Source organism: Enterobacter vonholyi (assembly GCF_008364555.1).
GTDB classification, from domain to species: domain Bacteria; phylum Pseudomonadota; class Gammaproteobacteria; order Enterobacterales; family Enterobacteriaceae; genus Enterobacter; species Enterobacter vonholyi.
In genome coordinates this window covers 103,994-129,571 of record NZ_VTUC01000006.1, presented here as the reverse complement: position 1 = coordinate 129,571, position 25,578 = coordinate 103,994, and the positions used below count along the sequence as shown (strand labels likewise).

At 55.3% G+C, this 25,578-nt stretch carries 27 protein-coding genes and 2 tRNA genes; 18 read left to right on the top strand and 11 right to left on the bottom strand.

What is annotated here, in order from left to right:
- Both F0319_RS09365 and F0319_RS09360 read left to right on the top strand, forming a co-directional pair.
- Positions 1-861 (top strand): efflux RND transporter periplasmic adaptor subunit, encoded by an 861-nt coding sequence (locus tag F0319_RS09365; RefSeq protein ID WP_149366752.1) that lies wholly within the window; start codon positions 1-3, stop codon positions 859-861.
- Positions 861-2,894: an FUSC family protein gene (locus tag F0319_RS09360; RefSeq protein ID WP_149366751.1), complete on the top strand. Its 2,034-nt coding sequence runs from the start codon at positions 861-863 to the stop codon at positions 2,892-2,894. Before F0319_RS09365 ends, F0319_RS09360 begins: the two co-directional genes overlap by 1 nt.
- On the opposite strand, the gene sodC is transcribed toward F0319_RS09360, so the two are convergent.
- From sodC to F0319_RS09345, 3 genes are all read right to left on the bottom strand, one after another.
- Complete coding sequence (gene sodC / locus F0319_RS09355; protein WP_111965657.1) at positions 2,873-3,391, bottom strand: superoxide dismutase [Cu-Zn] SodC; 519 nt, start codon at positions 3,389-3,391, stop codon at positions 2,873-2,875. The genes F0319_RS09360 and sodC overlap by 22 nt on opposite strands.
- Before the next feature lie 80 nt (positions 3,392-3,471).
- Positions 3,472-4,368 (bottom strand): aldo/keto reductase, encoded by an 897-nt coding sequence (locus F0319_RS09350; protein WP_149366750.1) that lies wholly within the window; start codon positions 4,366-4,368, stop codon positions 3,472-3,474.
- Between the two features lie 48 nt (positions 4,369-4,416).
- Positions 4,417-4,656: a DUF1289 domain-containing protein gene (locus F0319_RS09345; RefSeq protein ID WP_008500587.1), complete on the bottom strand. Its 240-nt coding sequence runs from the start codon at positions 4,654-4,656 to the stop codon at positions 4,417-4,419.
- Positions 4,657-4,805: 149 nt separating this feature from the next.
- On the opposite strand from F0319_RS09345, the gene eptA reads away from it, so the two are divergent.
- The 5 genes from eptA (at position 4,806) to rnt (ending at position 9,478) form a co-directional block, all read left to right on the top strand.
- The gene (gene eptA, locus F0319_RS09340) at positions 4,806-6,431 is read left to right on the top strand and encodes a phosphoethanolamine transferase EptA (RefSeq protein ID WP_149366749.1); all 1,626 of its coding nucleotides are present in this window, start codon (positions 4,806-4,808) and stop codon (positions 6,429-6,431) included.
- Positions 6,432-6,472: 41 nt separating this feature from the next.
- Entirely contained in the window at positions 6,473-7,072 is a 600-nt protein-coding gene (locus F0319_RS09335; RefSeq protein WP_149366748.1) for a TetR/AcrR family transcriptional regulator, read from the top strand.
- A gap of 54 nt (positions 7,073-7,126) precedes the next feature.
- Entirely contained in the window at positions 7,127-8,224 is a 1,098-nt protein-coding gene (gene nemA / locus F0319_RS09330; protein ID WP_115874861.1) for an alkene reductase, read from the top strand.
- A gap of 100 nt (positions 8,225-8,324) precedes the next feature.
- Positions 8,325-8,732: a lactoylglutathione lyase gene (gene gloA, locus F0319_RS09325; RefSeq protein ID WP_008500591.1), complete on the top strand. Its 408-nt coding sequence runs from the start codon at positions 8,325-8,327 to the stop codon at positions 8,730-8,732.
- 95 nt (positions 8,733-8,827) lie between these two features.
- Positions 8,828-9,478, top strand: coding sequence for a ribonuclease T (gene rnt / locus F0319_RS09320; RefSeq protein WP_061098432.1), 651 nt, complete (start codon positions 8,828-8,830; stop codon positions 9,476-9,478).
- A 44-nt stretch (positions 9,479-9,522) separates the two neighbouring features.
- On the opposite strand, the gene grxD is transcribed toward rnt, so the two are convergent.
- Positions 9,523-9,870 (bottom strand): monothiol glutaredoxin 4, encoded by a 348-nt coding sequence (gene grxD, locus F0319_RS09315; protein WP_003832760.1) that lies wholly within the window; start codon positions 9,868-9,870, stop codon positions 9,523-9,525.
- Positions 9,871-10,208: 338 nt separating this feature from the next.
- Between grxD and F0319_RS09310 the strand changes: the two genes are divergently transcribed.
- Positions 10,209-10,982, top strand: a complete 774-nt coding sequence (locus F0319_RS09310) for a C40 family peptidase (protein WP_149366747.1) — start codon at positions 10,209-10,211, stop codon at positions 10,980-10,982.
- A 122-nt stretch (positions 10,983-11,104) separates the two neighbouring features.
- On the top strand, positions 11,105-11,686 hold the full coding sequence (gene sodB, locus F0319_RS09305; RefSeq protein ID WP_149366746.1) for a superoxide dismutase [Fe]: 582 nt from the start codon (positions 11,105-11,107) through the stop codon (positions 11,684-11,686).
- Positions 11,687-11,724: 38 nt separating this feature from the next.
- Here the strand turns inward: sodB and F0319_RS09300 are convergent, their stop codons facing one another.
- On the bottom strand, positions 11,725-12,891 hold the full coding sequence (locus F0319_RS09300) for an MFS transporter (protein ID WP_149366745.1): 1,167 nt from the start codon (positions 12,889-12,891) through the stop codon (positions 11,725-11,727).
- Positions 12,892-13,054: 163 nt separating this feature from the next.
- Positions 13,055-13,144, bottom strand: a complete 90-nt coding sequence (gene cydH / locus F0319_RS09295; RefSeq protein ID WP_008500596.1) for a cytochrome bd-I oxidase subunit CydH — start codon at positions 13,142-13,144, stop codon at positions 13,055-13,057.
- Positions 13,145-13,441: 297 nt separating this feature from the next.
- Here cydH and purR point away from each other — a divergent pair, with 297 nt between their 5' ends.
- Positions 13,442-14,467, top strand: coding sequence for an HTH-type transcriptional repressor PurR (gene purR / locus F0319_RS09290; protein ID WP_008500597.1), 1,026 nt, complete (start codon positions 13,442-13,444; stop codon positions 14,465-14,467).
- 17 nt (positions 14,468-14,484) lie between these two features.
- On the opposite strand, the gene punR is transcribed toward purR, so the two are convergent.
- Positions 14,485-15,396, bottom strand: coding sequence for a DNA-binding transcriptional activator PunR (gene punR / locus F0319_RS09285; protein WP_045910323.1), 912 nt, complete (start codon positions 15,394-15,396; stop codon positions 14,485-14,487).
- A gap of 114 nt (positions 15,397-15,510) precedes the next feature.
- Between punR and punC the strand changes: the two genes are divergently transcribed.
- Complete coding sequence (gene punC, locus F0319_RS09280) at positions 15,511-16,710, top strand: purine nucleoside transporter PunC (RefSeq protein WP_149366744.1); 1,200 nt, start codon at positions 15,511-15,513, stop codon at positions 16,708-16,710.
- Positions 16,711-17,008: 298 nt separating this feature from the next.
- On the top strand, positions 17,009-18,157 hold the full coding sequence (cfa, locus tag F0319_RS09275; protein ID WP_149366743.1) for a cyclopropane fatty acyl phospholipid synthase: 1,149 nt from the start codon (positions 17,009-17,011) through the stop codon (positions 18,155-18,157).
- 33 nt (positions 18,158-18,190) lie between these two features.
- On the opposite strand, the gene F0319_RS09270 is transcribed toward cfa, so the two are convergent.
- Positions 18,191-18,832, bottom strand: coding sequence for a riboflavin synthase subunit alpha (locus F0319_RS09270; protein WP_095442481.1), 642 nt, complete (start codon positions 18,830-18,832; stop codon positions 18,191-18,193).
- A 225-nt stretch (positions 18,833-19,057) separates the two neighbouring features.
- Here F0319_RS09270 and mdtK point away from each other — a divergent pair, with 225 nt between their 5' ends.
- From mdtK to F0319_RS09250, 4 genes are all read left to right on the top strand, one after another.
- Entirely contained in the window at positions 19,058-20,431 is a 1,374-nt protein-coding gene (mdtK, locus tag F0319_RS09265) for an MdtK family multidrug efflux MATE transporter (protein WP_111965646.1), read from the top strand.
- Positions 20,432-20,584: 153 nt separating this feature from the next.
- Positions 20,585-20,661: transfer RNA gene (locus F0319_RS09260), tRNA-Val, on the top strand.
- Between the two features lie 4 nt (positions 20,662-20,665).
- Positions 20,666-20,742 (top strand) — tRNA-Val (locus F0319_RS09255).
- Between the two features lie 119 nt (positions 20,743-20,861).
- On the top strand, positions 20,862-22,457 hold the full coding sequence (locus F0319_RS09250; RefSeq protein ID WP_149366742.1) for an FAD-NAD(P)-binding protein: 1,596 nt from the start codon (positions 20,862-20,864) through the stop codon (positions 22,455-22,457).
- Between the two features lie 28 nt (positions 22,458-22,485).
- Here the strand turns inward: F0319_RS09250 and F0319_RS09245 are convergent, their stop codons facing one another.
- Both F0319_RS09245 and F0319_RS09240 read right to left on the bottom strand, forming a co-directional pair.
- Positions 22,486-23,121, bottom strand: coding sequence for a carbonic anhydrase (locus F0319_RS09245; RefSeq protein WP_109844381.1), 636 nt, complete (start codon positions 23,119-23,121; stop codon positions 22,486-22,488).
- 72 nt (positions 23,122-23,193) lie between these two features.
- A complete protein-coding gene (locus F0319_RS09240) occupies positions 23,194-23,976 on the bottom strand; it encodes an MBL fold metallo-hydrolase (protein WP_149366741.1) in 783 nt (260 codons plus the stop codon).
- Between the two features lie 125 nt (positions 23,977-24,101).
- On the opposite strand from F0319_RS09240, the gene F0319_RS09235 reads away from it, so the two are divergent.
- Positions 24,102-24,242: a hypothetical protein gene (locus F0319_RS09235; RefSeq protein WP_003857665.1), complete on the top strand. Its 141-nt coding sequence runs from the start codon at positions 24,102-24,104 to the stop codon at positions 24,240-24,242.
- Between the two features lie 92 nt (positions 24,243-24,334).
- On the opposite strand, the gene F0319_RS22255 is transcribed toward F0319_RS09235, so the two are convergent.
- Positions 24,335-24,502: a hypothetical protein gene (locus F0319_RS22255; RefSeq protein WP_038419198.1), complete on the bottom strand. Its 168-nt coding sequence runs from the start codon at positions 24,500-24,502 to the stop codon at positions 24,335-24,337.
- A 245-nt stretch (positions 24,503-24,747) separates the two neighbouring features.
- Here F0319_RS22255 and F0319_RS09230 point away from each other — a divergent pair, with 245 nt between their 5' ends.
- Positions 24,748-25,578, top strand: a complete 831-nt coding sequence (locus F0319_RS09230; protein ID WP_188035102.1) for an ABC transporter substrate-binding protein — start codon at positions 24,748-24,750, stop codon at positions 25,576-25,578.

Genomic DNA, 25,578 nt, shown 5'->3' with positions numbered 1-25,578 from the left:
ATGTCTCTGAAAACGCTAAAGTACTTTTCCACCCTGTTTGTCCTTGCCCTCGCGCTGGTTGCGGGGTGGTGGATGTGGAATTTTTATATGCAGTCGCCCTGGACGCGTGACGGCAAAGTTCGCGCTGAACAGGTCAGCATTACTCCGCAGGTGTCGGGAAGTATCACAACGCTTTTAGTTAAGGATAACCAGTTTGTCAAAAAGGGGGACGTTTTATTCCGTATCGACGATACCCCGTACCACATTGCGATTCTGAACGCCCAGGCCCAGCTGGCAAAAGCCCAGTCGGATCTGGCAAAAGCCAACAACGAGGCCAATCGCCGCCGTCATCTGTCGCAAAACTACATCTCAGCGGAAGACTTAGATACCGCCAATATCAACGTGAAGGCAATGCAGGCTAACGTCAACGTGGCGGAGGCGACGCTGAAGCAGGCGCAGTGGCAGCTGACCCAAACCGTGATTACAGCACCTGTCGATGGATGGGTGACCAACCTCTCCGCCCGCGTGGGGAATTATGCCACCACGGGACAACCGATATTCGCCCTCGTCGACAGTCACTCCTTCTACGTCGTGGGCTATTTCGAAGAGACCAAGCTTCGGCATATTCGCGAGGGCTCGCCAGCCGCGATAACGCTTTATAGCGGCTCTCAGAGGTTACAGGGTCACGTATCCAGCGTTGGCCGTGCCATTTACGATCAAAGCGTTGAAACGGATTCAGGTCTTGTGCCGGACATTAAGCCGAACGTGCCCTGGGTACGTCTGGCTCAGCGCGTTCCGGTTCGCGTGGAGTTTGACCATTTACCGCAGGACATTACGCTGGTGTCCGGCACCACCTGCACAGTCTCCATCGGAACCCGTTAATGAAGCTGCAGGGGATCGCCTGGCAAAACACGCCGTGGATGAAAGCGACGCGTCCACAGTGGCGCTACGCCCTACGTAACGGCATTGCCATGTGTCTGGCGCTGACCGTTGCCTATTACCTGAACCTGGATGAGCCCTACTGGGCGATGACGTCTGCGGCGGTGGTTAGTTTCCCAACGGTAGGCGGGGTGATCAGTAAAAGCCTTGGCCGTATCGCAGGCAGCCTGCTGGGCGCCACCGCAGCGTTAATTATCGCCGGGCATACGCTGAACGATCCGTGGCTGTTCCTGCTCAGTATGGCGGCATGGCTGGGGGGCTGTACCTGGGCCTGCGCCCATTTTACCAATAACGTCGCCTACGCTTTTCAGCTGGCGGGCTATACCGCCGCCATTATCGCCTTTCCGGTAGTTAACGTGCTCGACACCACCGAACTGTGGAATATCGCCCAGGCGCGCGTCTGTGAAGTGATTGTCGGGATCCTTAGCGGCGGCTTCATGATGATGATCCTCCCCAGCACATCCGACGGCACAACGCTTATCACTGCGCTAAAAACCATGCACACCCGGCTACTGGAACACGCGAGCCTGCTGTGGCAACCGGATAACAGCGACGATATCCGCCTCGCGCATGAAAAGGTTATCGGACAGATTCTGACGATGAATCTGTTGCGTATTCAGGCGTTCTGGAGTCACTACCGCTTTCGCCGCCAGAACACCCTGCTTAACTATTTGCTGCATCAGCAGTTGCGTATGACCAGCGCCATCTCAAGCCTGCGCAGGATGCTGCTCAACTGGCCGACGCCGCCTGAAAATACCCGTGCCGTCATCGAAACGCTGCTCGCGGCACTTTCGCGCCCGGATGCGGACATCTACACCGTTGCGAAGATCATCGCCCCGCTCGCCCCTGTTGATGAGTACGACTACCGCCATCGCGCCTTCTGGCAGCGCCTGAATTACTTCTGCCGTCTGTACCTGCGCAGCAGCCGCTGGATTATGGCCGTCGAGAATGCGACCCCATTGACGGAGTTCAACGTCCCCGGAAGCCCGGCACTTGCACGCCATACCGACTATCTTGAAGCGTTGTGGAGCGGTTTTCGCACCTTCTGCGCGCTGATGCTGGTGGGAGCATGGAGCATTACCACGCAGTGGGAGTCCGGTACGGCGGCCCTGACGCTTGCCGCCATCAGCTGCGTGCTTTACTCCGTCGCGGCCTCGCCGTTCAACTCACTTACTCTCCTGTTGCGCACGCTGGTGCTGCTATCGCTCTTCAGCTTCGTGGTGAAATTTGGCCTGATGGTGCAGATAAGCGATCTTTGGCAGTTCCTGCTGTTCCTGTTTCCCCTGTTGACCACCATGCAGCTTCTGAAGCTGCAGATGCCAAAGCTGGCGGGCCTCTGGGGACAGCTGATTGTCTTTATGGGCTCGTTTATCTCCGTAACGAATCCGCCGGTTTATGATTACGCAGACTTTCTCAATGACAACCTGGCGAAGATCCTTGGCGTGGGGCTGGCGTGGCTGGCTTTCGCGGTGTTACGTCCCGGCTCCGATGCACGCAAGAGCCGCAGGCATATCCGGGAGTTACGCAGAGGGTTTGTCGACCAGCTCAGCCGTAAACCACACATGAGTGAAAACGAATATGAATCGCTGGTTTATCATCACGTCAGCCAGTTGAACAGCAGCCAGGACGCACTTTCCCGGCGCTGGCTGCTGCGCTGGGGCGTAGTGCTGTTGAACTGCTCGCACGTGGTCTGGCAGCTTCGCGGGTGGGAAACGCGTTCCGACCCGCTTTCGCAGGTTCGTGATGTTTGCATATCCCTGCTGCGCGATGTGATGAACGAGAGCGGTGTCCAGCAGCGACCGCTGGAAACCATGCTGAATGAACTGCAGCGGATCTGCGATACGCTTGCACAGCATCATCTGCCCGCAGCCCGGGATTTAGCCTCGATAATCTGGCGCCTGCACTGCTCGCTATCGCAGCTGGAACAGGCACCGCCACCGGGAACGATTGGGGATCAGATCACGCCGCACGCATAGCGTGCCCCTCCGCCGCCAAGCGGTTTAGGCTGATCGGACATATTGTCGCCACCGACATGGATCATCAGCGCTTTGCCTTTCACCTCATCCAGCTTTTTCAGACGCGGCGCGACGACGGGTTCGGTAGCTTTACCGTCGTTATTGACCACAAGCACGGGCAGATCGCCTAAATGCCCCATTCCATCCGGGCCTTCATGCTTACCGGAATGCTGGGGATCGAGGTGCCCCCCTGCCGCTTCCGCCGCCGACGGTTTACCTTCTTTTAAAGCGGGCTGACAGCTGCCTTTGGCATGAACATGGAAACCATGCTCACCGGGCGGGAGTGCTTTGAGGCTGGGAGCAAACTCCAGTCCTTTATCGGTTTCCGTGATTTTCACCGTTCCGATGGACTGACCCACACCTTGTGGGGTGACGAGATTCATTTCCACTTCGTCGCTGGCTGCCTGCGCCCCTGCGCAAACAACCAGCGTGATCAGTGCCAGAGCAAAACGCTTCATATGACCTCCGCGGGTTATTTTTTGCCCCTTAAGTGTATACCAGGGGCAAAGATTTCACCGGAAAGTCACCTTCTGGCGGTTTATGGCACGTCGTAACCCAGAGCGGCTTTGCGGATGCGGAACCACTGCTGGCGGGTCATCTGCAGCTCTTCAGCGGCCAGTGCAGAACGCACGCGTTCTATTTTGCCGGAACCGATAATGGGCAGCGGTTTTGACGGCAGGCGCAGGATCCACGCGTAAACCACCTGTTCGATGCTTTCCGCGTTCAGTTCGCGGGCGATCGTCTCAAGCTCGTTGCGCAGCGGCTGGAATTCATCATCATTAAACAGGCGTCCGCCCCCCAGGCAGGACCAGGCCATCGGGCGAATGCGCAGCTGTTGTAGCTGATCGAGGGTACCATCCAGCAGCAGCGGCTGGTGAACCGGGGAGATCTCAACCTGGTTTGTGGCCAGGGTAAACGGCAGACGAGACTGAAGAAGCGCAAACTGCGCCGGGGTAAAGTTAGAAACGCCGAAATGACGCACTTTCCCATTCTGATGCAGGTCCAGGAAAGCTTCGGCCACCTCGTCAGCATCCATCAGCGGGTCGGGGCGGTGGATTAACAGCAGGTCGATACGATCGGTCGCCAGATTAACCAGCGACTGCTCGGCGCTCTTGATGATATGCGCGCTGTCGGTGATGTAATGACCGAGGGCGTGTTCCGGCTTTGCCGTGGTGGCAATCCCACACTTCGTGACAATTTCCATGCGATCGCGCAGTGCCGGAACCAGCTTAAGCGCCTCGCCGAACGCGGCCTCGCACTGGTAGCCACCGTAAATATCAGCATGATCGACCGTGGTGATGCCTAAATCGAGGTGCTCTTCAATAAAGCTCGCCAGCTGGATCGGAGACATATTCCAGTCCATCAGGCGCCAGTAGCCCATGACAAAACGGGAGAATTCTGGCCCCTGGGGGGCAAGGGTAATTCGCTGAACCATAACATTTTCCTCAAGGACGTAATGTCATGAGTATACGCAATTACCGTGTTAAAAAAGTGAAGGTTGCTGGGGTTCTTCGGTCTCACCCGCTTTGTTTGCGCGTATTTTGCGCAGAAGGCGCTGTCGACAGAGGCGTAGTACCTCCTGCTTTTGCGTGTCGCTAAAGTTTTGCCAGTTGAAACGCTCGTCACGGGTACGCATGCATCCACGGCAATATCCGCGTTCATCAACCTGACAAATACCCCGGCACGGGCTCTGGATGGGGAAAAACTCCAGCTGCTCTGCCACTCTCACCTCCAGATAGCCACTCTCACCTACAGTGAAGACGCTAAACGCGCCACGTGCAAGGCCTATATCACAGATTTGTGGCATTAAGGTTTCACTAATCTTCCCTCTCTATACTCGGCCCATCATGACAATAACAGGTTTACCGATCGATGTGGTCAATCAAAAAGTTACACTGTAACGACATTAAATTTACTCTGGGTTGTGCTCTCTTCTTTACGCTAATCAACGGGCTGTTTATCCAGCGCAGCTGGGCCATTATCGGCCCAGTCCATCTGCACGACTTCCTCTTTGCCGCCTCCGTACCGCTGGTGCTGTTTTGCGGCTGGGTGATTGTTTTTAGCCTGCTTAATATCCCGTATATCCGTAAACCGCTGCTGATTGTTTTAACCATCGGTTGCGCCGCTGCGACGTATTTTATGTACACCTACGGTGCGGTGATCGATCAGAATATGATTGTGAACGTCTTCGAAACCAACTCTCAGGAAGCGACCGCCCTGGTGACCCCGCAGATGATTCTGTGGATTGTTATCGCAGGCCTCATTCCCTCGGTGGTGCTGGCTCTTACCCGCATTCGTACCGGGAAATGGTGGTATGCCCTGCTGACGCGGGTTGCCGCGATGCTCGGCGCTCTGCTGGTGATTATCCTGGTGGCCGCGCTGTTTTATAAAGATTACGCGTCGCTTTTCCGCAATAACAAAAGCATCGTCAAAATGGTCACTCCGGCGAACTATGTCAGCGCCGTGGTGAAGTACAGCAAGATGCGCTGGTTTGCCGGCGATCAGACGCTTGTGCGGATTGGCGAAGATGCCCATAAAGGGCCACTGATTTCCGGTCAACAAAAGAAAACCGTTCTGGTGCTTGTCGTCGGCGAAGCGTCTCGCGCGGCAAACTACTCCCTGAACGGTTACGATCGTGAAACCAACCCGGAGCTAAAAAAGCAGGATGTGATTAACTTCCCGCAGGCCTCCTCATGCGGCACTGAAACCGCGGTTTCCGTTCCGTGCATGTTCTCCGGCATGACGCGCAGCAAGTACGATGCCGACCTTGCGCACCATCAGGAAGGTCTGCTCGATGTGCTGAAGCATGCGGGAATCAATCTGCTGTGGCGCGACAACGACGGCGGGTGTAAAGGTGCCTGCGATCGCATCCCCCATACCGATATGACGCAGTGGAATCTGGATCAGTTCTGCAAAGATAAATCCTGTATTGACGACGTGAACTTCTACCGTCTGGACAACGTGCTGGATGGCGTGAAGCAAGATACGGTGCTGGTTATCCACCTGATGGGGAGTCATGGACCGGCGTACTATCGCCGTTACCCGGACAATTTCCGGAAATTCACCCCAACCTGCGACACCAATGAAATTCAGGATTGCGACCATCAGGCGCTGGTAAACACCTATGACAACACTATCCTCTATACCGACAGCATGGTCAGCAAAACCATTGATGCGCTGAAAGCGCGACAGGCAAGCATGAACACCGCGCTGATTTACCTTTCGGATCACGGTGAATCACTGGGTGAAAGCGGCATTTATCTGCATGGTACGCCGTACATGCTGGCGCCGGAGCAGCAAACGCATATTCCGTTTATGTTCTGGCTGTCACCGGATTATGCAAAAAACTTTGGCATCAACGGACAGTGTTTGCGTGACCAGGCAGCAAAAAATGCGGTTTCCCAGGACAATTTATTCTCAACCGTATTGGGTATGATGGACGTGAAATCAACGGTTTATCAACCGCAGCTGGATATACTGAGTGCATGTCGGCAGTAAACTCGCTTGCATTAGACCGAACGGTCTATTAGAGTGCGGCCATGAGCAGAAATACTGAACACGATACCCGCGAACATCTACTGGCAACCGGCGAGCAGCTTTGCATGCATCGCGGGTTTACCGGTATGGGGCTGAGCGAGTTATTAAAAACCGCTGAGGTACCGAAGGGGTCGTTTTATCACTACTTCCGGTCCAAAGAGGCCTTTGGCGTGGCGATGCTGGAGCGTCATTATGCTGGCTACCACCAGCGTCTGGCGACCCACTTTGCGTCGGGTGAGGGAAACTATCGGGATCGTGTTCTGAATTACTATCAGGAAACGCTGAACCAGTTCTGTCAGCAGGGCATTATCAGCGGATGCCTGACGGTCAAACTGTCTGCCGAAGTGTGCGATCTTTCCGAAGATATGCGCTCGGCGATGGATAAGGGTGCCCGCGGCGTAATCGCCCTGCTGGCCCAGGCGCTGGAAAAAGGCCGCGAAGAAAAAACGCTGGCCTTTTCCGGCGACCCCTTAATGCAGTCTCAGGTGCTCTACTCCCTCTGGTTAGGAGCCAACCTGCAGGCAAAAATTTCGCGCAGTGCCCTGCCGCTGGAAAGCGCGCTGGCACATGTGAGAAACAGTATTACTGCGCCAGGCGTATAACGGGCGCTTTTTATTTACTTTGTTACTAGTCGACTGGTCTACTCAGGAGTCTTTATGTCAGCTGAAAAACTGTTTACCCCATTGAAAGTGGGTGCCGTCACGGCGCCAAACCGCGTGTTTATGGCTCCGCTGACCCGTCTGCGCAGCATTGAGCCGGGTGACATCCCCACCCCCCTGATGGGCGAATACTATCGTCAGCGCGCAAGCTCTGGCCTGATCATTACGGAAGCCACACAGATTTCTGCTCAAGCGAAGGGTTATGCGGGCGCGCCGGGCCTTCACAGCCCGGAACAGATCGCCGCATGGCAGAAAATTACCGCAGGCGTTCACGCTGAAGAGGGTCGCATTGCGGTCCAGCTGTGGCATACCGGTCGTATCTCTCACAGCAGCATTCAGCCTGGCGGTCAGGCTCCGGTCTCCGCTTCGGCCCTGAGTGCAAATACCCGTACTTCCCTGCGTGATGAAAACGGTAATGCGATCCGCGTGGATACCTCTATGCCACGTGCCCTGGAGCTGGATGAAATCCCGGGTATCGTTAACGACTTCCGCCAGGCAGTGGCCAACGCTCGTGAAGCCGGTTTTGACCTGATTGAGCTGCACTCCGCGCACGGCTACCTGCTGCACCAGTTCCTGTCACCGTCGTCTAACCATCGCACCGACCAGTACGGCGGCAGCGTCGAAAATCGCGCTCGCCTGGTACTGGAAGTGGTTGATGCCGTATGTCAGGAGTGGAGCCCGGATCGTATCGGGATCCGCGTTTCCCCAATCGGTTCTTTCCAGAACGTCGACAACGGTCCGAACGAAGAAGCCGATGCACTGTACCTGATCGAAGAACTGGCTAAACGTGGCATCGCTTATCTGCACATGTCCGAGCCGGACTGGGCCGGCGGCAAGCCATACACTGAGGCTTTCCGTCAGAAAGTGCGCGAACGTTTCCACGGGGTGATCATCGGTGCAGGGGCGTATACGCCGGAGAAAGCCGAAGATCTGATTAATAAAGGGCTGATTGATGCCGTCGCGTTTGGCCGTGACTACATCGCCAACCCGGATCTGGTTGCTCGTCTGCAGAAAAAAGCAGCGCTCAACCCGCAGCGTCCGGAAAGCTTCTACGGCGGCGGCGCGGAAGGCTACACCGACTACCCTTCACTGTAATCTCGCCATTGTTCATTGATAGCGGCGACAGTTCGCCGCTATACTAAAACATCGTTTCTGATCAAAAAGCTTTTTTATTCCATTGGTTAATGAGGAAATTATGCGCCTACTTCACACCATGCTGCGCGTTGGCGACCTGCAACGTTCTATCGATTTCTACACTAACGTCCTGGGCATGAAGCTGCTGCGCACCAGCGAAAACCCGGAATACAAATACTCGCTGGCGTTCGTGGGTTACGGCCCGGAAACGGATGAAGCAGTGATCGAGCTGACCTACAACTGGGGCGTTGACAGCTATGAGCTGGGCACGGCCTACGGCCATATCGCGCTGGAAGTGGATAACGCGGCCGATGCGTGCGAACGCATTCGCAAAAATGGCGGTAACGTCACGCGTGAAGCGGGCCCGGTAAAAGGCGGCACCACCGTGATTGCGTTTGTGGAAGATCCGGACGGTTACAAAATCGAGCTGATTGAAGCCAAAGACGCCGGTCGCGGTCTGGGCAACTGATCCCTCAGGGCGCAACGTGCGCCCGTAGTTTTACTGCATCACCCCGCAAAATTTGCCATAATGCGCTCTGCTTTTTCCCCATGTAAGAGACCCTGATGTCCGATAACGCTCAATTTAGCGGTCTGTGCGACCGTTTTCGTGGTTTTTATCCCGTTGTCATTGATGTAGAAACAGCCGGGTTTAACGCTAAAACCGATGCGCTGCTCGAAATTGCCGCCATCACGCTGAAGATGGATGAACAGGGCTGGCTTACACCGGACACCACGCTGCATTTCCACGTTGAACCTTTCGAAGGGGCAAACTTACAGCCGGAAGCGCTGGCGTTTAACGGTATCGACCCGCATAATCCGCTGCGTGGAGCAGTCAGTGAATATGATGCGCTGCACGCCATTTTTAAAATGGTGCGTAAAGGCATGAAAGAGAGCAACTGCAGCCGCGCCATTATGGTGGCCCATAACGCCACCTTCGATCACAGCTTTACCATGGCTGCCGCGGAGCGCGCGTCGCTCAAACGCAACCCCTTCCACCCTTTTGTCACCTTCGACACCGCCGCATTGAGCGGCCTGGCGCTGGGACAAACGGTGTTATCTAAAGCCTGCATTACGGCTGGCATTCCGTTCGACGGAACGCAGGCGCACTCCGCTCTATACGATACGGAGCGCACCGCAGAGCTGTTCTGTGAGATCGTCAACCGCTGGAAGCGTCTTGGCGGCTGGCCGCTGCCGATGGGTGACAGCGAAGAATAAAAAAAAGCGACCTTATCTGGTCGCTTTTTTATTTGCGCAGAAAATTACTCTGCGTCCGGCTCTTCCGTTTTGTACTTCGCCGCCGTCTCTTTGATCAGCTGCTGCAGTTCGCCGCGCTGATACATTTCAATCAGGATATCGCAGCCGCCAACCAGTTCGCCGTCAACCCACAACTGTGGGAAAGTCGGCCAGTTAGCGTACTTAGGCAGCTCAGCGCGGATGTCCGGATTCTGCAGGATATCAACGTAAGCAAAACGCTCACCACAGGCTGACAGCGCCTGAACCGCTTGTGCGGAGAAGCCGCAGCTTGGCAGCTTCGGAGAACCTTTCATATACAGCAGAATCGGGTTTTCAGCGATCTGGCGCTGGATTTTTTCAATAGTGGTGCTCATGTCTTGCTTCCTTTAACTTCTGTTACGGCATTCGTCTGACATTGTAGCGGTTCAGACTGGCATCGGAAAATAACATTTTTGTCACGTTTATACATTTTACCCCGAGTCACGCAAAGTTGCATTGCAAATGGTGTTTACCCCTGCGGCATTCATGGTTTTGCTTAGGGAGCGGGCAAATGTGCGACAGAACGATGAATTTTTTTGCACTTGCTAACGAAACACGATTGTAGATTGAAAAATGCTATTAACTTTCTGGCTTTTTATAGATTAGAATCAACGGGCTTTGTAAATCACACGCGGGTATTATTGATGACCTGCATTTATCAGGGGACTGCCCAGTGGCGCGGATAAATAAAATCTCGATCACGCTCTGTGCTTTACTGTTTACTTCACTCACTTTCACGCCAGTGGCAAACGCCTCTCAGCAGGCGCGGCATTCTGCTGTACAAAAAAACCATCTGGTGAAAGCCACAGAACGTAAGAAAAAAACCACCGCTAAGAACGACAAGAAAAAAACACCGGCTCAGACGAAACAGACCGCTTCCAGCAAAACAAAAACAAAACCTTCCCGCACTGCCCACTCTGCCAAAAGTAAAGCTTCGCAAACCGCCGCTAACCTCGTTACTGAAAAATGCATCACGCGTAAAGGCCATAAGGCGAAATGCACGAAGGTCACGAAAATTGCGGAATTGCATAAAGTGCGCGTACAGAAAGCGCAAAAAACCGCAATGAATAAACTGATGGGGCAGATTGGTAAACCTTATCACTGGGGTGGGACTTCGCCGCGTACCGGTTTTGACTGCAGCGGCCTCGTCTATTACGCCTATAAAGATCTGGTCAAGTTCCGCATTCCTCGTACCGCCAATGAGATGTACCACCTCCGCGATGCCTCACCGGTTGACCGCGGTGAGTTGGAAAATGGCGATCTGGTGTTCTTCCGCACCCAGGGTCGCGGCACGGCTGACCACGTCGGCGTCTATGTCGGCAACGGGAAATTCATCCAGTCTCCACGTAGCGGTCAGGATATTCAGATCACCTCTCTCAGTGAAGACTACTGGGTACGCCACTACGTCGGCGCGCGTCGCGTGATGACGCCGAAAACCATTCGCTAACCCCTGCCCTGCCACACCCGTGGCAGGGTAAGTTCCTCTTTTGCATACCCTTTCAATTTGCTATCCTGTCCTTGTTGTCTGTGTGGTTATTGGCAACGCAAAATACAATAAGGAGAGAAGCAATGTCGTTCGAATTACCTGCACTACCGTATGCAAAAGACGCCCTGGCCCCGCACATTTCTGCGGAAACCCTGGAATATCACTACGGCAAACATCACCAGACTTACGTCACCAACCTGAACAACCTGATCAAGGGCACCGATTTTGAAGGCAAAACGCTGGAAGAGATCGTCCGCAGCTCTGAGGGTGGTGTATTCAACAACGCAGCTCAGGTGTGGAACCACACCTTCTACTGGCACTGCCTGGCGCCGAATGCCGGCGGTGAACCTGTCGGTGAACTGGCTAACGCCATCAACGCCGCATTTGGCAGCTTCGCGGACTTCAAGGCGAAATTCACCGATGCCGCCATCAAGAACTTCGGTTCAGGCTGGACGTGGCTGGTTAAAGAGGCGGATGGCAAACTGGCTATCGTATCCACCTCTAACGCGGGCACCCCGCTGACCTCCAGCGCGAAGCCGCTGATGACCGTGGACGTATGGGAACACGCTTACTACATCGATTACCGTAACGCGCGCCCGAACTACCTGGAACACTTCTGGGCACTGGTTAACTGGGACTTTGTGGCGAAGAACTTCGCCGCGTAAAAGACACGCAGAAGGGTTCGCCCTTCTGCGTTTTTGGTTTATTCCGCAGCGCAGGCTGCTTCTGGCTGTTTACGCCCCGACATCATCACCAACAGCAGGCCGAGCGCGGCAATGATTGCCCCCATCACCGGCACAAAGCTGTATCCCAGACCACCTGAAATAACGGCCCCACCGGCCGCCGCACCGAGCGCATTGCCCAGGTTAAAGGCACCGATATTGACCGAGGATGAGAGGCCCGGCGCTTCATGCGCAACACGCATCACGCGCATCTGCAGCGGTGGCACCACGGCGAACGTTGCTGCACCCCAGACGACCATCGCCATCGCGGCGCCAAACTCGTTACGCGCCAGCCACGGAATGGCGATCATGATGACAATCAGCAGGGTTAAGAAGCCCTTCAGCGTCCCGCTCACGGAACGGTCGGCAAATTTCCCACCGAGATAGTTACCGATCGAGAAGCCCACGCCAATCAGCACCAGCATCGCGGTCACAAAGAGAGGCGTTGCGTGGGTGATATCGTGCAGTACAGGTGAAATATAGGTATAGAGGGTAAACATCGCCCCTGCCCCGAGAACGGTGGTAAGCAGCGCGGAAAGCACCTGCGGGCGCACCAGCACCGACAGCTCCTTACGCACTTCCGGACGTTCTCCGGCGCTGCCTTTCGGCAGGGAGAAGAACAATGCCACCATCGCGACCACGCCCAGCCCGGCCGTCGCCAGGAAAGACATACGCCAGCCGATCGCTTCTCCCAGCCAGGTTGCCGCAGGAACACCGCCGATGTTAGCGATGGTCAGACCCATAAACATGGTGGCCACGGCGCTCGCCTGCTTGTGTTTTGGCACCACGCTGGCAGCAACGACCGATCCCAGCCCAAAGAACGCGCCGTGGTTAAGGCTGGTCAGAATTCGCGACAGCATCAGCGTGGTGTAGTCCGGCGAAATGGCCGAAAGCACGTTGCCGAGGGTGAAAATCGCCATCAGGAAAATCAGCGCATTGCGGCGCGCGCGATGAGAAAGCAGAAGCGTCATCAGCGGCGCTCCCACCATCACGCCGATAGCGTAGGCGCTGATCAACATGCCTGCCGCAGGGATCGAGACGTCCACGCCGCGGGCGATGACGGGCAGTAACCCCATCGGGGAGAATTCAGTGGTGCCAATCCCAAAAGCGCCAATCGCCAGGGCCAGCAGGGGAAAATTAATTTTCATGCGTCAACTCCGGATGCCGTGTCATGTGGTGACACAGAACAAAGAAGCGGAAAGCATGACATCAATCACAAAAAATGAGAAGTTAACAAAATGGCAAAAGATTTTTGCCAGAGAAGTAACAATCCGGGGAGTCGGGAGGGAGAAGGCTCTCCCTCCGCGTAAATCAGTGCAGCGCAGCCGTCAGACCGGCCGCAACAATCAGAGCCAGCACAACAACGGTGGTGAACAGCGAAAACTTAAGATCGGAACTCATCAATTTTTCTCCTTTTAATCCCCACACGAAAAGTGAGCTTGCTCATTTTTGCACAGATTACGTCAAAAATCTTCCTGGATTTATACTGATAACCACTTTACCTCTTCCCCTTTTCATCAAGATAGGACAAAATTCCACGCTAAATTTATTAGCGTACCGGCCATTGACCCCCTCCTGACGTCCCGTGTCGTTTTCCCGGCGTGCCGCAATTCAAGATTGCGTGATAAGGGTGAGAGAAGGCAAACGTTTACCTTCAAGTTTTTCAGGAGCTTAGGATATGGTCTGGAGTGACATTTAATGGCAACAATTAAAGACGTAGCAAAACGCGCAAACGTTTCCACTACAACCGTATCACATGTAATTAACAAAACCCGCTTTGTGGCGGAAGAGACGCGCAACGCCGTCTGGGCAGCGATCAAGGAGCTGCACTATTCGCCAAGTGCGGTCGCGCGTAGCCTCAAGGTTAATCACACCAAGTCCATTGGATTGCTGGCGACCAGCAGTGAAGCGGCCTATTTTGCCGAGATCATTGAAGCGGTTGAAAAAAACTGCTTCCAGAAAGGCTATACCCTGATTCTGGGCAACGCGTGGAACAGCATTGAAAAACAGCGCGCCTACCTGTCGATGATGGCGCAGAAGCGCGTTGACGGCCTGCTGGTAATGTGTTCCGAGTATCCGGAATCCGTGCTGTCGATGCTCGAAGAGTATCGCCACATCCCCATGGTCGTTATGGACTGGGGCGAAGCGCGTGCGGATTTCACCGACTCCGTTATCGACAATGCCTTTGAAGGCGGTTACATGGCCGGCCGTTACCTGATCGAACGCGGCCACCGCGAGATTGGCGTGATCCCGGGTCCGCTGGAGCGCAACACCGGGGCGGGCCGTCTTGCCGGTTTTATGAAAGCGATGGAAGAAGCGCTGATCACCGTGCCGGAAAACTGGATCGTGCAGGGCGACTTTGAGCCGGAATCAGGCTACCGCGCGATGCAGCAGATCGTTTCCCAGCCGCACCGTCCGACCGCCGTTTTCTGCGGGGGTGACATCATGGCCATGGGCGCGCTCTGCGCCGCCGATGAACTGGGTTTGCGCGTACCGCAGGATATTTCCGTGATCGGGTATGACAACGTGCGTAACGCGCGCTTCTTCACCCCAGCGCTGACCACCATTCACCAGCCGAAAGATTCGCTGGGCGAAACGGCCTTCAATATGCTGCTCGACAGGATCGTCAACAAGCGCGAAGAGTCCCAGTCCATTGAAGTTCACCCGCGCCTGATTGAACGCCGTTCCGTAGCGGACGGTCCGTTCCGCGACTACCGTCGTTAATCCCTTTACGGGGCCAGCTACGCTGGCTCCCGTAACCATTCCCGGTTTAGCGTTTCGCTGTCCCCCAGATAATCCAGCAGCCAGGCCATGGCGGGCGAGACATCATTTTGTTGCCAGGTCAGGCAGCAGGCCGCGTCCGGGAACGGATTTTCCAGCGTCAGTTCAACCCATTCGCCGGTATCAATGCGCGGACGCGCAAAATGAACGGGCACCATCGCGACGCACAGTCCGGCACTGAGGCACGTCGCCGACGATTCCCAGTCCGGAGCCACCACCCGCCGCTGGTTGTCCAGAAGCCAGGTGATACGCTTGGGCAATGAACGGGACGTATCCTCCAGCACCAGCGAGGGCCAGTTGCGCAGCGTATCGTCGCTAAGCGGCCCGTCCATCGCCGCCAGGGGATGATCGCGTGCCACCACGCATTTCCAGCTCAGCATCCCCATATCGCGAAAGGCGTAACGTCCCCCGACCGGGATCGCCTGCGTGGCGCCAATCGCCATCTCCGCCCTGCCGTCCGCCAGCGCATCCCAAACGCCGTTGAACACCTCCTGCGAGACCCGCAGCTCAACGTCAGAGAAGTGACGATAGAAATCGACAATCATCTGTCGGGTGCGTTCCGGCTTCACGATGTTATCCACCGCGATAGAAAGATGTCCCCGCCAGCCGTTGGCGATCTGCTGGCACTGTTCGCGGGTGATCTGCATTTTTTTGATAACAGAACGCCCTTCCTTCAAAAACCACGCCCCGGCGGGCGTCAATTCCACATCACGATGCCGCCGCTCAAACAGCGGAACCGCCAGCCACTCCTCCAGTTGACGCACCGTGTAGCTGATGGCCGAAGGGACGCGGTGCAGCTCCTGCGCCGCACCGCTAAAGCTGCCGTTACGCGCGACAGCATCGACCACTTCAAGAGAATAATCTGACCACATTTTCTGCCTGCAAAAATTTTGAATGCACCCGCCAAATATTAGCGTTTCACAAGCGGCTTTGCACTCCCTACACTCAGCGCCAATGTACACCTGCCTCCTCAGGAGAATAAAATAATGCAACCCAGGAACGGTTTTTTAGTCTGGCTCGGCGGCTTAAGCGTGCTGGGCTTTTTGGCCACCGATATGTACCTGCCGGCTTTTGCCGCGATGCAGGAAGATTTGCAAACCCCCGCTGCCGCCATCAGCGCCAGCCTGAGTTTGTTCCTCGCCGGTTTTGCTTTTGCACAGCTGCTCTGGGGACCGCTCTCGGATCGCTTTGGTCGTAAACCGGTACTGCTGCTGGGTCTGGCCATTTTTGCCGTGGGCTGCCTGGGGATGTTATGGGTACGCGACGCCACCTGGCTGCTGGTGCTGCGCTTCGTTCAGGCCGTGGGCGTCTGTGCCGCGGCCGTGACCTGGCAGGCGCTGGTGACCGACTACTACCCGGCTAACCGCACAAACCGTATTTTCGCCACCATTATGCCGCTGGTGGGCCTCTCCCCTGCCCTGGCTCCGCTGCTGGGCAGCTGGATCCTCGCGCACTTTGACTGGCAGGCCATCTTCGCCACGCTGTTTGCCATCACGCTGGTGTTGATGCTGCCGGCGTTCGCCCTCAAGCCTGCGCATAAAAAAGAGGCGCATGCCGACGCGAAGCCGATTACCTTCACCTCACTGTTGAGCGCCAAAGCGTATCGCGGGAATGTCCTGATCTATGCCGCCTGCTCGGCAAGCTTCTTCGCATGGCTCACCGGCTCGCCGTTCATTCTGCACGATATGGGCTACAGTCCGGCAGCCATCGGCCTGAGCTATGTTCCGCAGACAATAGCGTTCCTTGTGGGCGGGTACGGCTGTCGCGCGGCGCTGCAAAAATGGGAAGGCCAGCAGATGCTGCCGTGGCTGCTGGTGCTGTATGCGCTAAGCGTCATCGGGACCTGGGCCGTTGGCTTTATTCCGGGCGCGGGCCTGGCTGAAATTTTGATCCCGTTCTGCGTGATGGCCATTGCGAACGGGGCGATTTACCCTATCGTTGTGGCACAGGCCCTGCAACCGTTCCCGCAGGCAACAGGCCGCGCCGCCGCGCTGCAGAACACCCTGCAGCTGGGTTTGTGCTTCCTGGCAAGCCTGGTGGTCTCGGCGCTGATTGCTACGCCGCTTTTGACCACCACCAGCGTGATGCTGTTCACCGTAGCGCTGGCGGCATTGGGCTATCGCATGCAGGCCTCCGCGCAGCGTGAGCAGGATAACGGTGCTCAGGTGGAAACCTCGCATGCCTGATTGCGCCAGAAATCATGTTATATTTCAGTGATTAGGTTGCTAACAATTTTCTATTGAATCACCAAATTTTGAAGCCTATACTAAATTTGGTTCGATTAAATACGATAAATATTAAGTGTTAACGGGAGCCGGAGTGCTCCCGTTTTACCATGGAAGGCATTTCGGCAAGGGTTATCTCCCTTCCTCTGTTCTACGTCGGATACTAGCCTCGCGGTATTTACCGTGAGATTTCTCACAAACCAAAAAAAGCGTCTACGCTGTTTTAAGGTTCTGATCACAGTAGGGTGATGGAGAAGCTATGAGTTCATCGTGTATAGAAGAAGTCAGCGTTCCGGACGATAACTGGTCCCGGATCGTCAGTGAACTGTTAGGTCGAGCAGGCATCACTATCAATGGATCATCGCCATCCGATCCTCAGGTTAAACATCCCGACTTTTTTAAACGCGTGTTGCGGGAAGGGTCGTTAGGCCTGGGAGAAAGCTACATGGACGGCTGGTGGGAGTGTGAACGTCTGGATACCTTTTTCGCCAGCGTGTTGCGTGCCGGTCTTGAAAATCAACTCCCTCGCAACCTGAAAGACACCCTGCGCGTCGCCTCTGCCCGACTTTTCAATCTCCAGAGTAAAAAACGCGCGTGGATCGTTGGCAAAGAACATTACGATCTTGGCAACGATTTGTTCAGCCGTATGCTGGACCCTTTCATGCAATACTCCTGCGCCTACTGGAAAGAGGCCTCGACGCTTGAAGAGGCTCAGCAGGCGAAGCTGCGTCTGATTAGCGAGAAGCTGCAGCTACAGCCCGGCATGCGCGTGTTGGATATCGGCTGCGGCTGGGGTGGGCTGGCATATTTTATGGCTAAGCATTATGCCGTCAGCGTGGTCGGCGTGACGATCTCAGCGGAACAGCAAAAAATGGCGCGGGAGCGCTGCCAGGATCTCGATGTGGATATCAGGCTGCAGGACTACCGTGACCTGAATGAACAGTTTGACCGGATTGTTTCCGTCGGCATGTTCGAGCACGTGGGGCCAAAAAACTACGATACCTATTTTGAGGTGGTGGACCGGAATCTGAAACCGGACGGCATCTTCCTGCTGCACACCATCGGCTCTAAGCGGACCGACAACAACGTTGACCCGTGGATCAACAAATACATCTTTCCGAATGGCTGTTTACCGTCCGTTCGCCAGATTGCCAACGCCAGTGAACCCCATTTCGTGATGGAAGACTGGCATAACTTTGGCGCGGACTACGACACCACCTTAATGGCATGGCATGAACGTTTCCAGAAAGCCTGGCCAGAGATTGCGGACAACTATTCTGAACGATTCAAACGAATGTTTAGCTATTATCTGAATGCCTGCGCGGGGGCGTTTCGCGCACGGGATATTCAGCTCTGGCAGGTGGTATTCAGCCGTGGGATAGAACACGGACTGCGTGTCGCACGCTAAAAAAAATAACCCCGGATATCCGGGGTTATTTTTTTATTCTTCTTCGGCGGTCTTTATTATTGCGGCTTCTTTTGCTGCCAGCACGCGCTCAACCGTATCCACCACAGCCTGGGTCTGCGGATCGATTTCGATATTCACGCGATGCCCCAGTTTTTTCGCGCCCAGCGTGGTGCGCTGCAGCGTTTCAGGAATTAAATGCACGCAAAAACGCGTTGGCGTCACTTCCCCTACCGTCAGGCTAATCCCGTCAATGCCAATAAATCCTTTATAGAGGATGTATTTCATTAATGACGGGTCCTGCATTTTAAACCAGATTTGACGGTTATTTTCCGAGGTCACGATTTTCGCCACTTCGGCGGTGGTCATGATGTGCCCCGACATAAGATGACCGCCAATCTCATCGCTGAACTTCGCCGCGCGCTCAACGTTGATGGTATCGCCTACCACCAGCTCGCCCAGGTTAGTGATCCGCAGCGTCTCTTTCATTAAATCAAAGCTAATCTGGTTGCCGTTAATTTCGGTAACGGTCAGGCAGCAGCCGTTATGGGCAATCGACGCGCCGGTTTCAATGCCCTCAAGCATATATTCCGGCAGCTCAACAACATGAGTACGGAAATTAGGTTTTTCATCAATGGACACCACTTTGGCGGTGCCCTGCACAATACCAGTAAACATGCTTACAACTCCTGTTTTTTCCGAACGGTGATGGCACCGTTTAATCCCACCACAATAACAGTTGGAAAAACAGGTTGCCAGCGGGGCGCATATTCTGGCGATTTTTTCACTAGATAAATAGCTAAAGCCCGCTACAATAGCTGGCACCCCCCTGCATTTTCTTCTTGCTGCCCGTTTCGGCGGCTTTTTTAGTCTCTCATATAACTACAAAATAAAGGTGTTCACGTGCAGAAGTACATGAATGAAGCGCGCCAGCTATTGGCACTGGCTATACCAGTGATCGTCGCGCAGGTGGCCCAGACCGCAATGGGATTTGTGGATACGGTAATGGCGGGTGGCTACAGCGCCACCGACATGGCGGCCGTAGCTATCGGTACGTCAATCTGGCTTCCGGCCATCCTGTTCGGCCACGGTCTGCTGCTCGCGCTCACGCCTGTTATCGCTCAGCTCAATGGTTCGGGGCGCCGCGAGCGCATTGCCCATCAGGTCCGCCAGGGCTTCTGGCTGGCAGGATTTGTCTCGGTGCTGATTATGGTCGTGCTCTGGAACGCGGGCCATATCATTCGCGCTATGCATAACATTGACCCGGCACTGGCGGACAAAGCCGTGGGTTATTTGCGCGCGCTGCTCTGGGGTGCGCCTGGCTACCTCTTCTTCCAGGTGGCGCGTAACCAGTGTGAAGGCCTGGCGAAAACTAAGCCCGGCATGGTGATGGGCTTTATCGGGCTGCTGGTCAACATTCCCGTTAACTATGTCTTTATTTACGGTCATTTCGGGATGCCGGAGCTGGGCGGCGTCGGCTGCGGCGTGGCGACGGCCGCCGTTTACTGGGTAATGTTCTTCTCGATGCTTACCTTCGTGAAGCGCGCCCGCTCCATGCGCGATATTCGTAACGAGCACAGATTCAGCACGCCGGACTGGAACATCATGACGCGTCTGGTGCAGTTAGGGTTGCCGATTGCCCTCGCGCTATTCTTTGAGGTGACCCTGTTTGCCGTGGTCGCCCTGCTGGTCTCCCCGCTGGGCATTGTGAACGTCGCCGGGCACCAGATCGCGCTGAACTTTAGCTCCCTGATGTTCGTCCTGCCGATGTCGCTGGCGGCGGCGGTGACGATTCGCGTGGGCTTCCGCCTGGGCCAGGGCTCAACGCTCGATGCGCAAACGGCCGCCCGAACCGGGCTGGGCGTCGGCGTCTGCATGGCGATCTGTACTGCGCTCTTTACCGTCGCATTACGCGAGCAGATCGCCCTGCTCTACAACGACAATCCGGAAGTCGTCACACTGGCATCGCACCTGATGCTACTGGCCGCGATTTACCAGATTTCTGACTCCATTCAGGTGATTGGCAGCGGCGTGCTGCGCGGCTATAAAGACACGCGTTCCATCTTCTTTATCACTTTCATCGCCTACTGGGTGCTGGGTCTGCCGTGTGGCTATATTCTGGCCCTGACCGACCTGGTGGTTGAGCGCATGGGACCGGCAGGGTTCTGGATGGGCTTTATCATCGGCCTGACCTCGGCGGCGATTATGATGATGATGCGCATGCGCTTCCTGCAGCGCCAGCCATCAACGGTCATTTTGCAACGCGCTGCACGTTAACGACGCAGTAGCCGCCGCCTGGCGGCTACTTTCTCTTCACTTTGCGCGGTAATACAGCAATCGCGTGAAATCATAGAGAAAATTGCATTTTCCCTCTTGCCACCTCGATGCTGTGCCGCTAATATTCGTCCCCGTTGTCACCGACAACACGTTGCGTTCATAGCTCAGTTGGTTAGAGCACCACCTTGACATGGTGGGGGTCGTTGGTTCGAGTCCAATTGAACGCACCATTCTGCGTCCGTAGCTCAGTTGGTTAGAGCACCACCTTGACATGGTGGGGGTCGGTGGTTCGAGTCCACTCGGACGCACCATTTCAGTCCTGAAATGGTGCAACTCCTATTCTGATATCCTGAATTTTCCTAATCCCTTATTTTCTTCATTGTTCTCCTGCTACGCTTTTCCTATGGAAAAAAACACAGGAAACGTGTTGATGAAGAAGATCGCGATTATCGGCTCCGGCCCCACAGGGATTTACACCTTTTATCACCTGCTTAAGAACAGCACGCCGCTCTCCGTTTCCGTTTTCGAACAGGCCGATGAAGCCGGCGTGGGAATGCCCTATAACGACGACGATAATTCCCGGCTGATGCTGGCGAACATTGCGAGCATTGAAATCCCGCCCATTTTTATGACCTACCTCGACTGGCTCAAGGAACAGAGCGACGCCCATCTGTTGCGTTTTAAGGTTGATAAAGCCCGCCTGCACGATCGGCAGTTCCTGCCGAGGATCCTGCTGGGGGAGTATTTTCGCGACAGCTTTCGATCAATCGTAAAAGAGGCGAAAAAGCTGGGGTTCCAGGTTGAGATCCATGAATCAGCGAAGGTCACCGACATCAACCCTTCGACAACCGGCGTGACGATTTCGGTCAACGACCGCGCCCTACCGGATAAATTCGACCTGGCGGTTATCGCCACCGGCCACGTCTGGCCAGACGAGGATGAAGCCACGCGCACATTCTTCCCAAGCCCGTGGTCCGGCCTGATGGATGCCAGCATTCCCCCTTGCCGCGTGGGCATTATGGGCACCTCGTTGAGCGGTCTCGACGCGGCTATGGCGGTGGTGATGCAGCACGGTGAGTTTAGTAACGGTAAATTCATCCTCGACAACGGCAGCGAAGGGTTACACATTACGCTGATGTCCCGGACGGGCATTCTGCCGGAAGCCGATTTTTACTGCCCTATTCCTTACGAACCGCTGTCGGTTTTGACCGAATTCGTGGTGGAAAGCGAGATAGCCAAAGGACCGGATGGCCTGCTTGACCGCATTTTTGCCCTGATGGTCAAAGAGCTTCAGCTTGCCGATCCGGCATGGTGCGAGAAAATGTCTCTGCATACGCTGAATGCGGACACTATTCGTGAGGCCTGGTTTGAGGATCGTAAACGCCACGGCCCCTTTACCTGGGCGGAAGAGAATCTCAACGAGGTTGAACGCAACAAACGGGAACGCCGTACCGTGGCCTGGCGCTATACCGTGCTTCGGCTGCATGAAGTGGTTCAGGAGATCGTCCCCCATCTCGATGAGCAAGACGGTGAACGCTTCAGTCAGGGGCTGGCTCGGGTATTTATCGACAATTATGCCGCCATTCCTCCGCAGTCTATCCGCAGGCTGCTCGCACTTCGCGAAGCCGGCATCATCAGCGTGGCCGCGCTCGGTGACGACTACACGCTCGACGTTGGCAGCGATCGAACGGTGATAACCACAAAAGAGACCGTCTATCGTTTCAACGTATTTATTGACGCACGCGGACAAAAGCCGCTCAAAACGAAAGATCTGCCCTTCCCGACGCTGCGAAAACAGCTGGAAGCAACGGGAGATCGGATACCCGATATCGGCGAGGATTACACCTTAAAAGCGCCTGACACCGTGCGCGGACGCATCGCCTTCGGCGCGATACCGTGGCTGATGCACGACCGTCCCTTCGTTCAGGGGCTGGCGGAATGTGCTGAGATTGCAGAAGCGATGGCGAAGGCGGCTGAAAAACCCGCGTCGGGATCGCGGAGAAGGTTACCGTATATTGAGATGTGACAGGGCTTCCATGCCCTGCTGTCGGTAATTACTCGAAGAAGACTTCCGGGTTTTCCGACAGCGAAACGAAACTTTTCGTCGCTTTATCCAGCGCGAGGATTTCGCCGCTTTCAATATCGTACACCCAGCCGTGCAGTCGGATGGAGTTATTACGCAGGCCCACCGCAACGGACGGATGGGTCTTGATGTTGCTCAGCTGCGCAAACACGTTTTCCTGCACCATCGCATTGACCTTATCGATCGGCTTATCCCAGGTTTTCTTCTCAACCACGGCTTTCGCCGCGTCGGAATAGCGCAGCCAGTGTGACACCGCAGGCATCGGCTCCAGGTTCGCGTTATCGGCAATCGCCTTCATTGCGCCACAGTTGGAGTGACCACAAATCACGATATCCGTGACGCCCAGCGCCACCACGGCGTATTCGATGGTTGCGGACACACCGCCTGGCTCCGGTCCGAACGGCGGCACGATGTTGCCAGCATTACGAATGACAAAGAGTTGTCCTGGCTCTTGCTGGGTGACCAGTTCCGGGACCAGACGGCTGTCGGAGCATGAGATGAACAGCGCTTTGGGATTCTGGCTGGACGCTAAACTGCGGAAGAGTTCTTTACGTTGCGGGAAAATCTCTTTTTGAAAGCTGAGAAAACCTTCAATGATATGTTGCATAGCAATGTCTCTTTTATCTGTTTTAGTTTAGGCATGATCGAGATCACACTCGTAAAGTTTACCCATCGTGGTTTACTTCAGACAAGCAATATATTTCTGGCCCGACCGCTGCACGATCTCGTCCGCACTGGTCAGGATGTTCTGCCCTTCGAACGCGCCGTAAAGACGTTCAAAGGTTTTGCCTTCGAGATGACTCACCACCGACGCCACCGTTCGGGCCGGCAGCGGGAGATAATTCGGGTAGCTCCACATAAACGAGACGGCGTCTTTACCCGGCGTGACCTGCAGAATATCGCCAACCAGCAATACCCCGTCCCCCTCCTGCCAGTGCAGCACCGTTCCCCCGGCAAAATGCCCACCCAGACGCAGCAGGGTAACCGACGGGAAAATCTCCAGCGTATCCCCCTCCCAGAAATGAATGGCCGGGCTGTCGCGCATCACCCACTCTTTGTCGCTGGCGTGCAGGTACACCGGCGCATCAAACGCCGCAGCCCACTCCTGCATCGTGGTGTAATAGTGCGGATGTGAAATCGCAATCGCGCTGATGCCGCCAAGGGCGGCGATGAGGGTTTGGGTTGCGGGATCGAGGTTGGCGATGCAGTCCCAGAGGATATTGCCGTGGGGCGTTTGCAGGAGCAGCGCCCGCTGGTTAATCGCAAACGCAGGAACCGTTTTGATACCGAATAATCGCGGCTCCAGCTGCTGCCATTTGTTGCTGTGCGCCGCGGTGATGGTATCGAGATCGGTCCACGCCTGCCCCGTGATGGGTACATACTGGCGTTCATCCTCACAAATCGGGCATCTGTCCGGCTGCGTATCGTAGGCGGTTCCACAGGTTTTACAGAGTGTAATCATGTGCTCTCCTCAGCGATAAAGCACTGAGTATGGCAGGGATTATCCTTATGTGCTGCGAGGTACATTGCTGGCTTTTTTTGCCCTATACTGTGCCAGTATCGAAAACTGAACAGAGCAGGTGCAACATGGAAATTGATCTCGATAACTTAGTCTTTAACGGTCTGGATGAAGCTGAAGAGCGTAATGCGGAACGTCTGGACGATGCAGACAAAAAAGCGCAGGCGATTGTCGCCGACGATGACTGCGGCGACGCCTGCAAGATCTAATAAAAAAGCACCGGGAAACCGGTGCTTTTTTATTTCACTCGTTAAACGTCACGCACACCTCGTTCCAGTAGGTTTCGCGCGTGCGGCGCAGTTCAGCGTGACGTTTTATCATGGAACCACTCCGGGTCAATGTTGGCAACGTCTACGCCATACAGGCTGGCGACAGGCAGTATCGACTCAAGAACACGTTGCGCGCTGTTCTCCGCATTCGCTGGCCGGGCCGCAAAAAACCGCCGTAACGTGCTGATCCACTTTTTCATCGTCTTACCCTCTCTCGCCGTGTCTGACCTCAGTTAAGCACCCAAATCCCGTGCAGGGGAAATACCAAAATCCACTGTCTATGTGCAGGATCTGCAAATAGCACCCCGTCCTTTTCACGCTTCATTAACACCTTGTTCACTAATGCTTTTTTGCTCATAGCAAAGAACGATTTCTTATTTGGCGATAGCTTTCCCTTATGGGAGCGTAACGGGGTAAAACAAAAACAACGGGATGGCGAATGACTATGGCAGCAAATATGAAAGGGTTTACCAAACGGACACTGGTTCTGGGATTACTGGCGGCGGGGAGCCTGCTTTCAGCGCAGGCACAGGCCGATCAGCTGGCGGATATTAAGGCCGCAGGGGTGGTGAAAGTGGCCACGTTTGACGCCAACCCGCCGTTTGGCTCGATTGATGCCAAAACGCATGAGATCGTGGGTTATGACGTGGACTTTGCCAAAGCGCTGGCAAAATCGCTCGGCGTGAAGCTTGAACTGGTTGCCACCAATCCGGCCAACCGCATTCCGCTGCTGCAGTCCGGCAAAGCCGACCTGATCGTGGCGGATATCACCATCACCCCGGAACGCGCGCAGGTCATTGATTTTTCTACGCCTTACTTCGTTACCGGCCAGCAGTTCCTCGTTCCGGCAAAATCACCGGACAAGCTTGATGACTATAGCCGGGCGCGCATCGGCGCAGTCAAAGGAACGACGGGCGAGCAGGCGCTGCACCAGCGTTTCCCGCAGTCCCGCGTCCTCTCTTATGACGACATCCCGCTGGCGTTGACCGCACTGCGCAATGGCAACGTCCAGGCCATTACCCAGGACAGCACCATTCTGGCCGGCCTGCTGGCGCAGGCGCCGGACAAAGCCAACTTCAAAATCCTGCCCGACCTGCTCAGTAAAGAAGAGATTGGCGTGGGGGTGAAGAAAGGTGAAACGGCGCTGCTGAAGGCCGTTAACGACGAACTGGTTAATCTCGAGAAGACCGGTCAGGCGGCAAAAATCTATGATGCCTGGTTTGGTCCTGGCACCCCTGCTCCACAGCCGCGCGCCTTTAAAATAGAAGTCAGGTAA

What these genes read in the sequence shown, in the direction of transcription:
- F0319_RS09365 (WP_149366752.1), top strand. Translation starts at nt 1, where the DNA reads ATGTCTCTGAAAACGCTAAAGTACTTTTCCACCCTGTTTGTCCTTGCC.
- F0319_RS09360 (WP_149366751.1), top strand. Translation starts at nt 861, where the DNA reads ATGAAGCTGCAGGGGATCGCCTGGCAAAACACGCCGTGGATGAAAGCG.
- sodC (WP_111965657.1), bottom strand. Translation starts at nt 3,391, where the DNA reads ATGAAGCGTTTTGCTCTGGCACTGATCACGCTGGTTGTTTGCGCAGGG.
- F0319_RS09350 (WP_149366750.1), bottom strand. Translation starts at nt 4,368, where the DNA reads ATGGTTCAGCGAATTACCCTTGCCCCCCAGGGGCCAGAATTCTCCCGT.
- eptA (WP_149366749.1), top strand. Translation starts at nt 4,806, where the DNA reads ATGTGGTCAATCAAAAAGTTACACTGTAACGACATTAAATTTACTCTG.
- F0319_RS09335 (WP_149366748.1), top strand. Translation starts at nt 6,473, where the DNA reads ATGAGCAGAAATACTGAACACGATACCCGCGAACATCTACTGGCAACC.
- nemA (WP_115874861.1), top strand. Translation starts at nt 7,127, where the DNA reads ATGTCAGCTGAAAAACTGTTTACCCCATTGAAAGTGGGTGCCGTCACG.
- gloA (WP_008500591.1), top strand. Translation starts at nt 8,325, where the DNA reads ATGCGCCTACTTCACACCATGCTGCGCGTTGGCGACCTGCAACGTTCT.
- rnt (WP_061098432.1), top strand. Translation starts at nt 8,828, where the DNA reads ATGTCCGATAACGCTCAATTTAGCGGTCTGTGCGACCGTTTTCGTGGT.
- grxD (WP_003832760.1), bottom strand. Translation starts at nt 9,870, where the DNA reads ATGAGCACCACTATTGAAAAAATCCAGCGCCAGATCGCTGAAAACCCG.
- sodB (WP_149366746.1), top strand. Translation starts at nt 11,105, where the DNA reads ATGTCGTTCGAATTACCTGCACTACCGTATGCAAAAGACGCCCTGGCC.
- F0319_RS09300 (WP_149366745.1), bottom strand. Translation starts at nt 12,891, where the DNA reads ATGAAAATTAATTTTCCCCTGCTGGCCCTGGCGATTGGCGCTTTTGGG.
- cydH (WP_008500596.1), bottom strand. Translation starts at nt 13,144, where the DNA reads ATGAGTTCCGATCTTAAGTTTTCGCTGTTCACCACCGTTGTTGTGCTG.
- purR (WP_008500597.1), top strand. Translation starts at nt 13,442, where the DNA reads ATGGCAACAATTAAAGACGTAGCAAAACGCGCAAACGTTTCCACTACA.
- punR (WP_045910323.1), bottom strand. Translation starts at nt 15,396, where the DNA reads ATGTGGTCAGATTATTCTCTTGAAGTGGTCGATGCTGTCGCGCGTAAC.
- punC (WP_149366744.1), top strand. Translation starts at nt 15,511, where the DNA reads ATGCAACCCAGGAACGGTTTTTTAGTCTGGCTCGGCGGCTTAAGCGTG.
- cfa (WP_149366743.1), top strand. Translation starts at nt 17,009, where the DNA reads ATGAGTTCATCGTGTATAGAAGAAGTCAGCGTTCCGGACGATAACTGG.
- F0319_RS09270 (WP_095442481.1), bottom strand. Translation starts at nt 18,832, where the DNA reads ATGTTTACTGGTATTGTGCAGGGCACCGCCAAAGTGGTGTCCATTGAT.
- F0319_RS09250 (WP_149366742.1), top strand. Translation starts at nt 20,862, where the DNA reads ATGAAGAAGATCGCGATTATCGGCTCCGGCCCCACAGGGATTTACACC.
- F0319_RS09245 (WP_109844381.1), bottom strand. Translation starts at nt 23,121, where the DNA reads ATGCAACATATCATTGAAGGTTTTCTCAGCTTTCAAAAAGAGATTTTC.
- F0319_RS09240 (WP_149366741.1), bottom strand. Translation starts at nt 23,976, where the DNA reads ATGATTACACTCTGTAAAACCTGTGGAACCGCCTACGATACGCAGCCG.
- F0319_RS09235 (WP_003857665.1), top strand. Translation starts at nt 24,102, where the DNA reads ATGGAAATTGATCTCGATAACTTAGTCTTTAACGGTCTGGATGAAGCT.
- F0319_RS22255 (WP_038419198.1), bottom strand. Translation starts at nt 24,502, where the DNA reads ATGAAAAAGTGGATCAGCACGTTACGGCGGTTTTTTGCGGCCCGGCCA.
- F0319_RS09230 (WP_188035102.1), top strand. Translation starts at nt 24,748, where the DNA reads ATGGCAGCAAATATGAAAGGGTTTACCAAACGGACACTGGTTCTGGGA.